Origin of the sequence: Flavobacterium sp. FlaQc-28 (assembly GCF_044007415.1) — a bacterium.
Taxonomy (GTDB): domain Bacteria; phylum Bacteroidota; class Bacteroidia; order Flavobacteriales; family Flavobacteriaceae; genus Flavobacterium.
The window spans coordinates 23787-40239 of sequence record NZ_JBIPCM010000002.1 but is presented as its reverse complement, the minus strand read 5'-3'; the positions used below and the strand labels follow the sequence as shown (position 1 = coordinate 40239).

The following is a 16453-nucleotide window of genomic DNA, read 5'->3' as shown; positions in this document are numbered from 1 at the left end:
CTGAAAATATTCTCTACAAACCGGATTCTATTATAACATCAATATCAACTACAGATTTTAATTGCACAGGAATTAATGCATTATACACGTTTAGTATTCTACTGTATAAATCAATTTTTGCTTTAGGAGCAGTAACAGTTAAGATAAGAACAAATTTTACTTTTTTATCTATTATTCGAGTTCCTCTACCTAAAGCATGAACATGGAACACTGGAGAAGACACTCCATTTGCTCTTTTAGTAATTGATCTTGTGTCTAAGCTGTCCCATTTGAGATCTGAACGAAGCTCGGTTTCTGTTTTATATTGAATTGATGGAGAGTCTGTTTTTGGAAATGTGCTTTGTTCCCAACCATTCGCAATTAAATACTCTGCTCTTTCTTGATTTTCAATTACATCTACAACTTCAGAATCCTTTTTTTGCCCATCTAACATTTGCTTGTTAACATTTTTAAACAAGTATTTACTTTGATGAGGGTAAAATGTAACCTCTATTGCATTTGAAGTATAATCATCGCTACTTAATTCATCAACATCCGAAAGTACTGCTGCAGTCCATTTAAAAGTTATTGAACCATCTTTTATACTATCTTCCCAAGGAATTAAATATTCCGCATATTTACCCGGCTCTATTTCTCCTTGATAAATAAGTGTATATGACTTGTCTGCACAACTAGCTATAGTATCGTAATTATCCGGAATAAAACCGTGTCCATTTTCATATGTATGATTTTTTTCTGTACTCGTTGCATGAATAATTAATGCCTTTGCTATTAATGAATCAATAACATTATTAGACTCACCAATTAACCGCCCTGCAATACCAGCTACGATAGGACTTGCAAAACTTGTTCCCATATTTAATACTTTTTTCCCAATTTCTGGAGCTATAAGATGAATTGGATGCTGATCACACCCTCCAAAAGCTAATACATCAGGTTTCATTTTGCAACCTTCTCTTCCGGGACCAATACTACTGTAAGGAGCTCTTATTTTTTCTCCTTTCTTTGTTGTATAAACACCTATAGATAATGAGTTTACGGAGTCGGCAGGTGCTTGAATTCTATCATAACCAGGTGTATCACCATCATTACCAACAGCCACACAAAATAAAATATTATGAGTTCTGCTTAATAAATCACAACTATAAGTAAACCGAGAAATGTTATCATCCAGAATAGGTCCTTGAGGACCAATACTTAGGTTATATACTTTAATGTTATTATTTCTTGGAACTATTTTTTCAATTGCATCGATTGCTTCATATAAATCGGGATCAGTAGAATTAGTGGACAGAACTCCAAAATTTTTTACTGATACCTTAGGTTCAGGGATTGTATTGGTTTTATCATACTCATTTAACGGACCATATAGTACAGCTCCGGTCACTTGAGTTCCATGCTCGACAAGAATAGATACAGGAGTTCCTGATACTGAAAATTCAGATTCTATATAATTTTGAATATATGGATTATTTGCATTTACCCCACCATCAATTACTCCAACTACAATAGGTGATTTGGTTTTAAAAACAGGTGGCTGAGGACCATTATCAATTTTTGTTCCTCTATAAAGAGCTGAGAATTCTCTCATTTTTAGTGGATGTACGGTTCGCAAGGGATTGTACCCATTAACAATTTGAAGAATATCTCTATTTGCATCAAAACTTACAAAAGTTATTCCGCTTGAATAAGTTTTATATTTTATATAATCACGGTTAACACCCGCATTTGTGATTTTGTCAATAAAATGATTAATTGCTCGTTGTTTATCAACATCAAAAGGATGCAAAACTGCTTCAATTTTTCCATTTTCCCATTCAGAAGGAAATCCTAATAGTTGATTACTTCCTTCTAAAATATTTATAGATGAAATTTTTCTAATATCATTTTGAAAGTTCTTAGTTAATGAAAATGCATTTTTATTTAATTGATTTTCAAATTTTGTCAAACTTTCTTCGGTAGTTCTTACAAAAAACATTTTTGAGAAGGCTTCTTTATATTCCTCTTCGTTAGAATTTTTACTTCTATAAACTCTAGAACCTATTTCTTTTAAACCAAATTTTTCAGCTCCTAAATCAAAAAGAGAATCAGGATAATATGACTTTGCTGAAAATTCAGGCTGCATTACAAGTCCAACAACAACCTCGTTAGGCAAACGTTGCGAGCTAGACATGTTTCGTAAGCTTTCTTTTGCTTTTACTACATCATCTAAAACAAAATCTCTCGCCTCTTCATATGAAAACTTCATTTGTTTTGGACCACCACCTAGACTTTTTGTTATAGGTTTAGCATAAGTTTGACCATTGTATAATATAGGTCTTCTTTGATTATCATTGCTCATATTTAGATCGTGTTAAATGATGTTGAACACCTGTTGGACTCAAACCTGTAATTTCTGCTAACTCCCTTACAGTTAATTTATCTCCCAATATATCTTTTGCTATCACACAAAACTCCCCTCGGAATTTTTTATCATTCTCTATATTTGGTATTTCCTTGAAAAGTGAAATGATTGGCTTTTCATCCTTTAAAAGGTTTCTTCTTTTCACACGGTTAGTATATTTGCTGATATCAGATGCATTTTTCCCCTCAAAAATTTTAGCAATTGGTTTAAGTATTGCACTAGATGTTTCAGACGAAACTAAAAACTCATCTAGTCCGTTCTCTAAAATCTCTAGTCTTTGATTATATTCAGGTAATGGTAATGTAATTACTTCGTCAAATCTTCTCCAAATAGCTTTATCTAAAAGTTCAGGATGATTACTCGTTGCAATAAATAAAGACGATGTTGGCCAATCCTCAAGCTCCATCAAAAGAATATTTACAACTCTTTTAATCTCTCCTAAATCATTATTATCTTCCCTTTTTTTAGCAATTGAATCAAATTCATCAAACAACAAAACACAAGCATTTTGTTTAGCATACTGGATTACTTTCTTAATATTGGCTCCAGTTTTACCCATCATACTTGATATAATTGAAGACAAATCAAGTACAATTAAATTTTTATCTAATGCGGAGGCAATATGTTTAGCCAGCATCGTTTTACCAGTTCCAGGTGGACCAATTAAGAGTAAGCTGGTTGTTGGTATTACATTCATTTTAAACAAAACATCCAACTTGCTTCTTTCTTCTAGAAAATTTGATATATGTTCGAAAATTTCTTTATTTAAAACAGGAAGGCAATTTTGCTCTAAATTAGGTGCACTAAATAACACCATATCTAATTGCGATTCATTATCAACTGGAAGAGGAGAATTACCCAGTCCTCTAATTGTAGAATTTCCAGTTAAGGAAAATTGGCTAACAGCATTAAATATACTTGTCGAAATTTCAGGATAATCTTTTTTAAGACTTCGAGCTAAGCTTAAAGCAGCCAACTCAGTCTTTTTAGGTTCTCCAGCAAATCCAGCGTGAATAATATCAAGTATAAATTTAGTTTCAGTCTTTTTCAAAATGCATTTATTTGGGTTAATTTTAAAAAACAGTACAAGCAAATATACCAATATTATTGAATTTAAAAAACTTTTGTTCTGTTTGTTCTGTTTAAACAAAAAAAACAGAACAAACATATAATGGAATTGATACCTTTTCTGCCTCAAAAGTCAATATTCATTATCCTTAAATTCTCTGTCAAATCGTTTAAGAGGTTTCAATTTTTTTTCTCTCTATTTGTCATAAAAATGCGTAATTTTGTCTTTGAATTAATTCAGAATAATAACGTCAATTTAAATAGATTTAAGCCAGTCTGAAACTTTCAATATTTATAAAAACGGCGAAAATTTCCGTGGCAGAATCGTGGCGCAGTACAGAAAAAAATATTAAAATGCAGTATAAAAGCGGGATGTGACGGTTTTGTTCAAATCCCTCTTTCTCCGCAAAAGAAAACCGATTAGGAAACTAATCGGTTTTTTCTTTTTTACAATCTTATTTATTTTAGATAGTACAAGAAGACGATCTAATCTTTTTTGTCTATCCCACTCTAAACTCAACAAAATTATTTAACATCTAAGCCCCCTTCAAAAGGCGAAGCCGGCAACCCCTCATTATTATACAAATTAGCTTCTATGGGATTATCAGCCCAAGCATACCTAACTTTGACTGGGTCTGCGACGGAATCATTACTAACTATAATTTTATCTCCTTTTATTACAGCTTTTGCCCAAACAAACTTTCCATCAGATCCTGCAATCGCAAATTCTTTTAATTCATCTCCATTTTTGATTACCAACCCAGTTCCAACACTAGAAAAACTTAGAATTAGTTTGTTTCCTTCTTTTTTTATCGATTTGTAAAGCGGTCCTGAAGCTATTAATGTTTTTTCAGCATAAACCATTTTTCTAGCCTGAAGTGACAATCTTTTTCCAACATCATACTTATTTAAAGGATGAATATCATTCCATTCTCCTAAATCTATTGCTACTGCCAATCCTGTATTTGGAACTTTCAAGGTATTCAACTGCTGTTGTCTTAATGCAGCCCAATTACTTTCTGAAGGTACTGGTTTTGGCTCCATAAAATTGGGCAACTGCACCAAAAGAAAAGGTAATTTTTCCTGATCAAAAAGTGTTCTCCAATTCTTTATTAAAGTTTCCATTAACTCAAAATATTCCGATGGCTTTTTAGTATTTGCTTCTCCTTGATACCATAAAACGCCTTTTATAGGATAATTTTTCAATGGAGCAATCATTGCATTGTAAAGCCCGACTGGTTTCCATCTCACAAAAGTTTGTCCTGGCAGTGGAAGCATTTTTGAACCTAACTTATAGCTCCAATTCCCTTTTAAATCTATTGTTTTATCACCAATACTTAATTCGTATGGTTTATCGGTTACAAAGCCTCCTCTGCCAGAATTGCTGATAACTCGAATGGTAATTTCATTTTTTCCTTCCTTTAAAATAGTACTATTAAAAGAATAAATTCTTGGTGGATATTGATAAGATGTTGTTCCAACAAAATGCCCGTTTACAAAAACAGAATCGGCATCTACAATTCTTCCCAAAATTAGTTTAGCTTGATTTTCTTTAATTTTCTCTAAAGTAAATTCTCTTTTAAACCAAACGGAACCATTTGTATTTCCGAGTTCTCCATCTGCCCAATAATCTGGAATATTCATTGTTTTCCAATCGGAAATATCGACTGAATTTGCCCACTTATTCTTTAATCCAAGATCGGTCTGATTTAATAATTTATACCAATTTGAACTTACTTTTCGGTCATTTTCGTCAATTTGTTTTTCTAGTTTTCCGTCTTTAAATTTTAAATATTCTGCATAATAATCTGGAAACTTTTTTATTCCTTCTTCATTAATCCAAGATTCTGCAGGCGAACCTCCCAAAGAACTGTTGATTAAGCCAATCGGAATTTTGTATTTTTCGTAGATTTCATTGGCAAAAAAATAGCCGACTCCTGTAAATTGTAAAACGTTTGTTGGATTTGCTTCAACCCAAGAACCAGAAGAAAAATCGGTTCTTTCTTTTTCAAAATAATATTCATCTGGAACTAAAAATTGTCTGATGTTTGAATTACCAGCTTTTGCAACAATATCCTTGTATTTATCTTTAATTCTTTCCATCGGAAGTTCCATGTTCGATTGTCCTGAACAAAGCCAGACGTCACCAAATAGAATATTTTTTAGTACAATTGTATTAGAACCTTTTAAAGACATTTCGAACGGACCGCCTGCTTTTTGTGACGGAAGCTGAATTGTCCATTTTCCATCTTTTGAAGTTGTGGTTTTATACTTTTTACCTTTAAAATCCAATTCTATATTTTCATTTGCCATTGCCCAGCCCCAGATATTGACTTTGGTGTCGCGCTGTAATATCATTCCGTCGCTGATTAATCGCGGTAATTTTATCTGTGCATTAATACTAAATGTTATTAGAAATGCAAGTATTATTTTTTTCATACGTTTTGTTTTTTTTTGCCACTCCCGATAGCTATCGGGATAAAAAGATTTACACAGATTATTAAAAAATCCTTCTAATCCTTTCAATCTGTGGCTAAAGTTTTTTTTCGCCACGAATTATACTAATTTACACTAATTTTTATAGTTGTCTTCAATTTCACAAATCAAAAAATTAGTGCGATTGTATATTATAGACAAAGTATAGATTAGTCTAATTCGTGGCGAATAAAAAAACTATTCATAAGTATATAATTTTATTTTTTGGATTTCGTAATCGCCGACTGAAATCCTGAAATGTCTGCCTTGATGCGTTTGATCTCCGTTAAAATGTCTGATGGTTTTCCATTTTTCATTTTCGAATTTTCCCTGATCGGTTTTTAGAATTCCGGCATTTGCATTTTCTTTTAAAGGTTTAAAAGTAACTACGATTCCTGATCCTGAAATATAAAATTCGTCTTTACTTATTTCTATAATTATAGCGCTTGACATTGGCCAAGAATCTGCTTTTGCTCCGTCAGACCAATTTAGGGTATAATCGTGTTTGAATGTAAATTCATAATCTCCCAATTTAATAATCTGTGTATTATTTTCTTTGTCTAACAAAACACCATCGATTTTTCCCAAACCTTTATTGGTTTCAATAGTTGGAGTTAACTGCTGTATCAAATCATAAATTTTTCCAAGAGGTTCCTTTTTGGCATCGGCAACAGATTCTATAGAAAATGGTGAAAAACCAATTGCTTCATAATGTCCAATTGCATACAAACCTTTAAAAGGTGCCGTTTCATCAAAACGATGTTCGGGAATAAATAATGGATCGCCTTGACGGGTAAATAAATCATTCCATTGTTTAAAGGACGGATTATAAAAATCCGGCGCCAAAAAGTCAATCGAATTTCCAGCAGCTTTCCAAACATCCATAAGATGCGGAAGCGGTCCGGCACTCGGATATTGACCTGGTTTTTTTTCGGGTGCATTTAAAGCTGCATTAACAAACATCGGAATTGGATAAATATCTTTGCCTGCTTTTGCAATTTGATTGGTAAATTTTGAAAAATACCAAGCCATAAAAATTTCATCTGTATGAAGTCCTTTTCCAAAAACCGTTTCCCAATTCCCTGAAGTTTTGAATCCGTTTTTTTTCCAAATTTCTAAAAACTCTGGAACCAGTTTTTCTTTATTTTTTTGAAGATATTGCAGTAATTCTTTTGGAACTTCTTTTTTAAAAGCTTCATTTGCTAACGGATGATAATCTCTTGCGGTTGGCAGCATTCCGATTTCATTTTCGACTTGAATCATAATTACAGTTTGCTCATTTTGATCCAATTCTTTAATGTGCGTCATCAATTTTTTGAACGCATTTAAATCCGCTTGAAGATTATTTTCACTAAAAGGCGTTAAAATTTCATGACTGCGATTTTGATCGTCTTTGACTCTTGGGTATTTTTTCTGATTCAATTTTACCCAAGCCGGAGCGTGGCTTGACATACTGTTTTTCCAAGATCCAAACCATAGAAACACAAGTTTTAAATTCTCTTTTCGTGCTCTAAAAATTAAATCATCAATTAACGAAAAATCAAATTTCCCTTCTTCTGGTTCGATAAGTTCCCAATAAACAGGTGTTAAAACTGTATTGAGATTCATGTCAACCAATTTCGACCAAATAGTTTCCATGCTTTCCATACTTGTTGCGGAGGAATTTCCTAATTCACCTCCACGTATTAAGAATGTTTTTTGGTTTACAATTAATTGTGTTTTGTTTCCTTTTTTCTCAAGACTGGGTATATTTTGGCAAAATCCAAAATGTATTATAAATAAGGTTATCAGAAGGAACCTTTTTTTTAAAATATGAAACATACTTTTTATTTTAATATTAAAAATAAAACAAAGCAGCTTTGTCAAAGTTTAAAACTTTGACAAAGCTTTTTTGATTCTGATTGAGGAGTTTCTTGCGGAGATTTGCTTCGCCTGTTCGCTACCGCTCGGGTCTCGTTCCTCGAAATGACAAAACTACGCGTATACTCAACTTAAAAAAACTACGGTTTTACTAACTCACCTGAGAATCCTAAACTTACATCTTTTCCTGCAAGACCATCTGCCGTGCCTTTGTACGCATGTTTGCGAACATAATTAGCATCCCAAAGGTTTGGAGATTCATTTGGAAGCCAATATTCATGTTCTTTTGAATTATCAGAAACTCCCCAAATCGTGATTCCATATTGCTGTGCTGCCGGAATGTGTTTTTTGTACATATCGATAACATATTGATACATTTCTGCTTGTGAAGCCTGTTGTACTACAGTTGGTGTTGCAGTTCCTAATCTTACGTCTAACTCCGATATTTTAATTAATTTTCCTGAAGCTGCTAATTTTTGAAACATCTGAACAATTTTATCTTTATCTGTCGTTAAACCAATGTGCATCTGAGTTCCAATTCCGTCAACCGCCGCACCTTTACTTTCAATATACTTTACATATTCAATTAATCCGTCACATTTATCTAATCTGGACTCTAAATTATAATCGTTAATGAAAAGTTTATCGGTTGCATTTCCATATTGACGTGCTAGTTTGAATGCTGAAACGGCATAGTCTTTTCCTAAGTATTTTACCCAAGAGAAATAATCTGTCGCTGTATCACCTTCGGTTCCATTTCTTAAAGTTCCGTCTTCTTTCATTGGTTCATTTACTACATCCCAAGAAAAAACTCCTGTTTTATAATGCGTCATCATTTTAGAAATCCAATCTGTCATAGCATCGTTAATAATTTTAGCTTTCTCAGCATCTGTTTTTTCAATTGTAATTGGTGCAGTAACTCCTCCTGAAGATGCTCCGTCAGTTACTAAAACATTATCGATGTAATATGTCCCAGCTAATAAACCCAAATCTAAGCTAAGTCCCGTTTCTCCGCCTTTGGCTGTAATAGTCCATGAAATTGATTTCCAAGTCGTAGAAGTTGTCTGATCTCCTTGATAATTTGCTAAACTTCCAGGCATTGTTGAACATCTCATTGAACCAGGTGCTTCTGAACGAATCATAAAGGATGTCGTATAACTTTTACCTGCTATTAAAGGAGTCGTGAATAATGTTTGAATTTGTGTTTTATATTGCAGCCCTGGATTATCAGTTGCATTAATAACTTTCATAGCACCGCTTCCTTCAAAAGCATTAGCAGCCGGTGCAAGACTCAATGCGTTATCGGCTCCATTGGCTTTACTCCAACCTGTAATTCCTGAATTAAAAGTTCCATTAGAAACTAGATTAACAGGTCCAGTAGAAGCATCAAGATCAACAACTGCAATAGTGTTTACGTCTACTAAATAAGTTACATTTGGCAAATATCCTAAATCTAAATTAAACTGGAATGTGGTGCTTCCTGCTTTAAAATCTCCAGGAGCTACTTTAATTTTAACTTGCTGCCAAGAAGAAGTCGTTGCAAAAGCCTCTGTCCAAGTTCCTCCCGTTGCAAACCAATCTTTATATGGCCACTGATTGGTTAAAGAGGTATTAAATGCAACACGTCCTTTACCCGCAACATCAGATTTTATATAAAATGAAATCTCATAGTTGTGTCCTGTCACAATAGGTATATTGGGAGATATTAATTGTAAATGATGTGCTGCCGAAGAGGTTGCACTTGCTTCCATTTTAATAGCTTGTGAACCTGTTGCTAAACCAGAATTTGCTGCAATAGAAATTCCTTTTCCTGGGTTATTTCTTAACCAGTTTGTAAACGTTCCGTTTTTTAAACCGGCAACATCAAGAATATTAGTTCCGCTTGAACCCGGAATTACTGTTGGAGCGATAATACCGTTTAAATAACTTGCATTTTGATTGGAATGCCAAACTAAAGTATGTCCAAAAACTTTTAGTCCAGCACTTTTTGTTGCGGCGATAAAAGCATCTACATTGGTAAAATTAATTTCACCTTTTGCATTTACCATTGCACCATGTTTCATTTCGTAACCCGGTGTTACCTCATCAAAATTTTCATTTACAATCTTTCTATAATTAGCATCACTCATGTACAAACTTATTCCGATTCCGTTTCCTAATGAAAAATCTGAATAGTTTTTTAAAGGTTCGTAACGGCTGATTTTTTCTACTAAAGCTAACGGAAGCTCAGCTCCTGTTACTTCTCCATGTTCTGGGTCTTTTCCCCACTCCATCAAATTATCATCGCATGATGACAAAATCATTAATGATGAAGCAATTATTGGTAGGATATATTTATATTTCATTTTGCAGTTTTGTTAGTTAAAATCATTGTAAACTGGTGTGTCTAATGGTACAATTCTCCAATTATCAGTATATACTTTTACCGAAGTTGCTTTTGAAGGAAATTCTACTTCGCTGGTATTTCCTAAAACATCTTTCATTTTTACATCTGCATTTTCGAACCAAATTCCAAAGTTTTGATACGTTGCGGCTTCTCGATAAGCTAAAACAGCTTCGAAAGTAAAAGGTTCTTTAGACCATTGATAAAATTTATTTAATGGAATGGTAATCGTTGTCCATCCTGCAGTTTGGAAAGCAACTGATTTTCCATCAATAAGCCAAGGAATATAATTGTAAACTCCACCAGACCATGTTCCTGCATTAAAATTATTGACTGTACATATTTTTAAATAACCTGAATCTTTCCATGCATCTGGTACATAAATATCAAATTGAAATGCAACTTTATCAAGTGGTGTACTGGCTGGAATAAAAGGAGTTAACTGTGCTCTCCAGTTATCAACACCAGTTCCTGCTGTCCAAGTTTCAGTTGCTCTTCCTGTTGCTGGAGCAATAGAAGCAAGACGAGCTGGGCGATGCGGTACGTATTTTCCTTGCGAAAGATTTCCTGCGCCTATCGAAGCCGATTCTATATCAGTGCCCAAAATCATTCCAGTGGCAGGAGGTGTTCCCCAGAAACTGTGCTGTCCTCTTCCGTCAAAATCTAAAATAACACCTCTTTTACAATTAAAATATGCTGGAGAATATACACCTCCATTTGAAGTTTGAACAAATAGTGATCCTCCTAAATCTGAGATTCCGCTTGGAACTTTAACGGTAAATAATTCGCCGTCTTCTGTTGATGTAATTCCTGTTGTTACCTCAACATTTCCAGGAAAAACTACTTTACTTACTTCAGTTAATCCAGTACCTATAACTGTTATGGTTTCACCTGCATTTGGCATTGTGTTAGAAATATTAGTTATAGCAGGTTTTCCAGAACGAATTTCAAATTTAAAAGTGGTTTCGTTAGAATCATTTGCAAAACGAATTGTATTTCTTACGGAAGGATCTGCTTCTAAAATTGGTGTATCTGCCGAAACGCTTACAAGCATCGAATTGTTAGATACAAAAACTACATTAAAATAGGTAGAATATCCGTTGATGTATACTTTCTTAAGACCCTCAAATCCTGAACCTTCAATGCGCAGCAACTGGCCTAAACGAGCAAAACTTACTTCTCTATCCGGCACTGTTGAATTGACATCTTCTAAAAATACTCTTGAAATTGTGATAGCACCGCCTTGTGAATCGTTGTTATCACAAGAGGTAAACAGCATGCCGAAAACCATCATTGTAAGCAGTGCGATGGGCGCCCAATACTTTTTATTTAAAATATATTTCATATTACTATTTCTTTAATTTTTTATTTCTGAATACTAGAATAAGTCTTTAATTTTCTCTTCTGTAAACTGATACGGAACAGGATTTTCTCTCAATAACGGATTCTGAACTAACTCAGATTCTGGGTAAGGAAGTGTAAATATTGTTGCATCAATTACACCAATAGCTCTTGGACTAGTACTTTTTGAAGCGTCAACTGTAACTTTATTGGTTGCTGTGTCATACAAAATTGGAGTTATCGTTCCTCTATTTTGTGCTGTAACATAATTGATTACTTCTTGTTGTTTGTAGTAAGCTCTTCGCACTAAATCGTACCAATATTGTCCTTCCATACACAATTCAACTCGTCTTTCATGAATAATATCTGCATAAGTCAATGTTGTTTTTGGATCTAAACCAGCACGAGTACGTAATTTATTTACTTCCATAAGAGCCGTCGCATCTGCCGTTGTTGCATTATTTCCTAATGCAGCTTCAGCATAGTTTAAATAAACTTCTGCCAAACGCAGCATATAAGTATTTAAAGCTGAATTCATGCGGGTAATTTTAGAATTATCCTTTGTAGAACCTACAACTCCTTTTTTAATGGTAAGAAAATCAGCGCTGTGATCTACTGTATAACCGCCGTTTGCTTTATTGATTTCAGCATAATGATCGTTGTCTCCCATAAAAGTTGCTTTACGGCGAAGATCTTTTGATTCATATTCTTGTAATACATTGTAAGAAGCTCTTGTCCAATATCCCCAAGCAGCATCGTCGCCAGTAATATCTGAACCTAATGCAAAATAAGCCTGCTGTGTATTGTTTACTCCATAATCACCGTTTGGCACCCATTGTAAAGCAAACATAGATTCTGTATTGTTGTTATTGTCAATCATGAATAAATCTTCATAATTTGCCATCAAACTATAAGGCCCAGAACTAATCACTTTTTCAGCTGCTTTTTTTGCTAAATCAAGATATGTCTGATTACGGGTTCCGCTGTTTGGATTATCACTAACTCCTGAAAATGATAAGTAAACACGAGACAGCATTCCGAATGCGCTGTATTTTGTTAAACGCCCTGCCTGACCTGCAGTTTCTGGAAGATATTTAGCCGCAAATTCTAAATCACGCATCGAGAATTCGTAAACATCTTTCATCGGATTTTTGTTTACAATTGGATTTTTTACCAATTCTCTCGGATCTGTCGAGATGATAACATCTCCCCATAATGAAGCCAGATACCAATATGCTGTTCCTCTCATAAAACGAGCCTCAGCAATATATTTGTTTTTAACAGTCTCGCTCATTGAGCTTCCAGAAATTCCGATAATCACATTATTAGATTGCTGAACTACATTGTACAACGATGCCCACGCTGAAACTAAAGGCCCTGTTAATCCAGTTTCTGTTAAATCTGTAAATGGATAAACGTAATCTGAAAAAGGAGCATACATATTTGCAGCACGTCCATCGCCTAAACCATAATAAAATTTGTCATTAAAATCGAACCACACTTTGTTGTATAAAGGTCCTGTTGCAGCCTGAAAGTCAGACTCTGTTTTATAAAAATTCTCTTTAGTAATTACATCATTTGGTTCAACGTCTAAAATGTCGCTGCAACTCGTCCAAACAAATGGCAATGCAATAATTAAAGCCGTGTAAAATATTTTCTTTGTTTTCATTGTGCAGTTTTTAGAAATTAACAGTTAATCCAAGTGTAGTTACCATAGGCGACGGATAACGTCCGTTATCAATACCATTTAAAAGCTGGTTTTGGTTCATTGCTCCTACTTCAGGATCATATCCTTTATATTTAGTAAAGGTCAAAACATTCTGCATGTTTGAGTACACTTTGATATTTGAAATTCCGTATTTAGAATACAAATCTTTAGGAAGATTATACCCAATCGAAATATTCTTAAGTCTTACATAAGATCCGTCTTCTACAAATCTGTTGCTTAAACGGTAATTTGAAGCCGAAGCTGCAGATGACGCCGCAATTCTTGGCATATAAGGATCTCCGCCAACAATCTGCACGTTACGATAATCATTTGGTCCGTTCGGATCAATTAACTCTAATTGTGCGTAACCTAAAGCTGTTTTCAATAAGTTGGTATTCTCACGAGGGTTTTCTAACCAACGTCTTTGGTAGTTTAAAACATCGTTTCCGTAAGAACCTGTAAATAAAATGCTCACATCAAATCCTTTGAATGAAAAACTATTATTGAAACCAAAAGTAAAATCTGGATTAGGATCTCCAATATAACCTGCATCTTTCTCGTTGATTACGCCATCTTTATTTACATCTTCAAACATATAATCTCCAATCCAAACTCCATTTTCACCAATTACCATTCCTTCTGGCAATGCTGTTGGTTTTACTGTTCCTGTGGCATCTTTATAATAAAAATCTGTTGCTTTTTCAAAACGTCCAATTATTTTATAGCCATAAAATTGTCCTAATGGCTGTCCAACTGCCGTACGCGTAACCACTGTTACGTCTGAACCCTGCTGTAAAGTCTGATCGTAAACACCAGATTCTGAATTCAATTTCAATACTTTAAATCTGTTCATTGAGATATTGAAATTTGATTTCCAAAGAAAATCTTTTCTCTGCATGTTTATGGTGTTTATCGTAAACTCGAAACCTTTGTTTTCAAGAGATCCAATATTAGCAAAAGGCGGTGATGTAGCTCCTTGACCTGTTGTACCTACATAAGCAGGAAGTGATAATCTTAATAATAAATCATCTGTTCTTTTATAATAAACATCTGTTGTAATTTCAATTCTATTGTCTAGAAGTCCAATATCTAAACCAATATTAGTCTGGTTTGATTTTTCCCATTTAAGGTCTGGATTTGCTGTATTGGTTGCAATTTGTCCGCTTCCCCAATTGGTTGCCGATGTACCGTAAACAGAAGTATACGCATTGTTTGGTACGCTTGAGTTACCTGTAACTCCCCATCCTGCACGTAATTTCAAGTTGCTAACGGTTTGATTATCTTTTAAAAATGCTTCATTCGAAACTTTCCATGCTAAAGAGGCAGACGGGAACCAATCCCATTTATTGCCTTCAGCAAACTGCGAAGATCCATCTCTTCTAATTGTTCCTGTTAGAATATATCTATCATCAAATGTATACGTTGCTCTTGCAAAATAAGAACTAAGCGATTTTGTAGAACTTGCATTTGAGTTTCTAGCAGTTGTTGGGTCTCCAGCGTTTAAATCTGTAGCTCCGTTTGTTAAATAACCTGAACGGTAGCCATATAGATTTTCCCAGTTTTGCTCTTGAAGTTCTTGAGCTGCCAATGCATTAATGTTATGTTTTCCAAATGCTTTATTATAAGTCAAAGTGTTAGTCCATATCCAGTTTTCACTGGTAGATTTTGTTCTTGACCCTTCTCTAACTTCATTTGACAATGCTCCAAAAGTATACGATGGATTAAAAGTATATCGGTTTCCAAAACCATAATCTATAGAATATTGCGTTTTCAGTTTTAAATCTTTTGTAAAACCAATTTCTGCATACACATTTCCTCTAATTCCGTAGTCTTTTCCATGATTGTCTTTCAACATTGCAATTCCTAATGGGTTCGTTTGAACGAATTCAGTTGTATCTGGTCCATCAAAAGTTCCATCAGCATTTCTAGCCGCTACGTTTGGAGTTTGTTTTAAAGCGGTTAAAATTACCGAATCATCATTAACTGTAGTTACCTGATTGGTTTTGTAAGCATTTAAGTTTACTCCAACTTTCATCCATTTCTTTACTTGAGAGTCAACTACCGCACGAATCGTCATACGATCAAAAGAAGAACCTATAATAGTTCCTTCCTGATCAAAATAAGACATTCCTAATGCATAGGTAGTAGTATCTGAACCACCTGAAGCAGATAAATTGTAGCTCTGAATTAAACCTGTCTGGAACAATTCGTCTTGCCAGTTTGTACCTTCCCCTAATAAATCAGGTCTAATAAAAGTATTATCACGTTGTACGATTCCTAAATCTGCACGTGTATTTTTAAGTGTTCCGTATTCTCTTAAATTCAGTACCTGCAATTCTTTCGGCATTTGCTGCCATCCTACATAACTGTCAAAATTTAAAGTCAAATCTCCTTTTCTGCCCGTTTTAGTAGTTACCATAATTACCCCATTTGCCGCTCTAGAGCCATAAATAGCCGTTGCAGAAGCGTCTTTCAAAATATCGATAGAAGCAATATCGTTAGGGTTAATTCCTGAAAGCGGATTTGAATTTAAAGAACCTGAATTACCATCTATTATAACACCATCTATTACATAAATCGGTTCATTTGAACCTGTAATAGAGCTTATACCACGAATACGTACTGAAGAACTTCCTCCAGGCGTACCGCTATTTTGCTGTATCTGCACACCCGCTGCTCGACCTTGCAATACTTGGTCTATAGTTGTAGAAACAGATTGTGATACCGCAGCGCTGGATATAGAAGAAATAGCTCCTGTTAAATCTGATCTTTTGGCTGTTCCGTATCCAATAACAACAACTTCCTTTAAGTCGTTTAAGTTCTCTTCTAATACAGCATCAATTTTAGTTTTATTATTTACCGAAACTTCATGTGTTTTATATCCTATGAAGCTAAAGACCAAAATACTATTTGCAGGAACAGATTGAAGTGTGTACGTTCCATCAAAATTAGAAACGGTGCTTGTCTTTGTTCCTTTCACAATAATATTCACACCTGGTATTGGTCCATTACTATCAGATACAGTACCTGATACAGTAATTTGCGCATTTACTGCAGCAGAAAATACCAGCATCAGGATCAAGAATCCCAAATTCTTAAAGTATTTTGATCTGCTTTTAGTAATTAAAAAGTTAGTCATAAATAATTGGTTTAATAAGTTAATAGTATGGTTTAGTTAGTTTTTCTTTTTTTATTGACTTACTATCATTCTCTC

Annotated in this window: 8 protein-coding genes; all 8 read right to left on the bottom strand. The window is 34.2% G+C overall.

Features of this window, described 5'->3' with window-relative positions:
- Window positions 1-13 precede the first annotated feature (13 nt).
- The 8 genes from ACHRVL_RS06045 to ACHRVL_RS06010 all read right to left on the bottom strand — a co-directional run bounded on the left by ACHRVL_RS06045 (window position 14) and on the right by ACHRVL_RS06010 (window position 16378).
- On the bottom strand, window positions 14-2341 hold the full coding sequence (locus ACHRVL_RS06045; RefSeq protein ID WP_395411127.1) for a S8 family peptidase: 2328 nt from the start codon (window positions 2339-2341) through the stop codon (window positions 14-16).
- Window positions 2331-3455, bottom strand: a complete 1125-nt coding sequence (locus ACHRVL_RS06040) for an AAA family ATPase (RefSeq protein ID WP_395411125.1) — start codon at window positions 3453-3455, stop codon at window positions 2331-2333. The genes ACHRVL_RS06045 and ACHRVL_RS06040 overlap by 11 nt, the downstream gene beginning before the upstream one ends.
- A gap of 542 nt (window positions 3456-3997) precedes the next feature.
- Window positions 3998-5911, bottom strand: a complete 1914-nt coding sequence (locus ACHRVL_RS06035; protein ID WP_395411123.1) for a sialate O-acetylesterase — start codon at window positions 5909-5911, stop codon at window positions 3998-4000.
- 234 nt (window positions 5912-6145) lie between these two features.
- A complete protein-coding gene (locus ACHRVL_RS06030; protein WP_395411121.1) occupies window positions 6146-7768 on the bottom strand; it encodes a DUF5597 domain-containing protein in 1623 nt (540 codons plus the stop codon).
- A gap of 179 nt (window positions 7769-7947) precedes the next feature.
- Window positions 7948-10152: an endo-1,4-beta-xylanase gene (locus tag ACHRVL_RS06025; RefSeq protein WP_395411120.1), complete on the bottom strand. Its 2205-nt coding sequence runs from the start codon at window positions 10150-10152 to the stop codon at window positions 7948-7950.
- Between the two features lie 12 nt (window positions 10153-10164).
- Window positions 10165-11535 carry a glycan-binding surface protein gene (locus tag ACHRVL_RS06020; RefSeq protein WP_395411119.1) on the bottom strand — a complete coding sequence of 457 codons (1371 nt, stop codon included), beginning with the start codon at window positions 11533-11535 and terminating at the stop codon, window positions 10165-10167.
- A gap of 33 nt (window positions 11536-11568) precedes the next feature.
- Window positions 11569-13200: a RagB/SusD family nutrient uptake outer membrane protein gene (locus tag ACHRVL_RS06015; protein WP_395411117.1), complete on the bottom strand. Its 1632-nt coding sequence runs from the start codon at window positions 13198-13200 to the stop codon at window positions 11569-11571.
- A gap of 10 nt (window positions 13201-13210) precedes the next feature.
- Entirely contained in the window at window positions 13211-16378 is a 3168-nt protein-coding gene (locus ACHRVL_RS06010; protein ID WP_395411115.1) for a SusC/RagA family TonB-linked outer membrane protein, read from the bottom strand.
- Window positions 16379-16453 lie beyond the last annotated feature (75 nt).

Bases quoted from the DNA above. Each gene is read 5' to 3' on its own strand.
- ACHRVL_RS06045 (WP_395411127.1), bottom strand. From the start codon at position 2,341: ATGAGCAATGATAATCAAAGAAGACCTATATTATACAATGGTCAAACT.
- ACHRVL_RS06035 (WP_395411123.1), bottom strand. From the start codon at position 5,911: ATGAAAAAAATAATACTTGCATTTCTAATAACATTTAGTATTAATGCA.
- ACHRVL_RS06030 (WP_395411121.1), bottom strand. From the start codon at position 7,768: ATGTTTCATATTTTAAAAAAAAGGTTCCTTCTGATAACCTTATTTATA.
- ACHRVL_RS06025 (WP_395411120.1), bottom strand. From the start codon at position 10,152: ATGAAATATAAATATATCCTACCAATAATTGCTTCATCATTAATGATT.
- ACHRVL_RS06020 (WP_395411119.1), bottom strand. From the start codon at position 11,535: ATGAAATATATTTTAAATAAAAAGTATTGGGCGCCCATCGCACTGCTT.
- ACHRVL_RS06015 (WP_395411117.1), bottom strand. From the start codon at position 13,200: ATGAAAACAAAGAAAATATTTTACACGGCTTTAATTATTGCATTGCCA.
- ACHRVL_RS06010 (WP_395411115.1), bottom strand. From the start codon at position 16,378: ATGACTAACTTTTTAATTACTAAAAGCAGATCAAAATACTTTAAGAAT.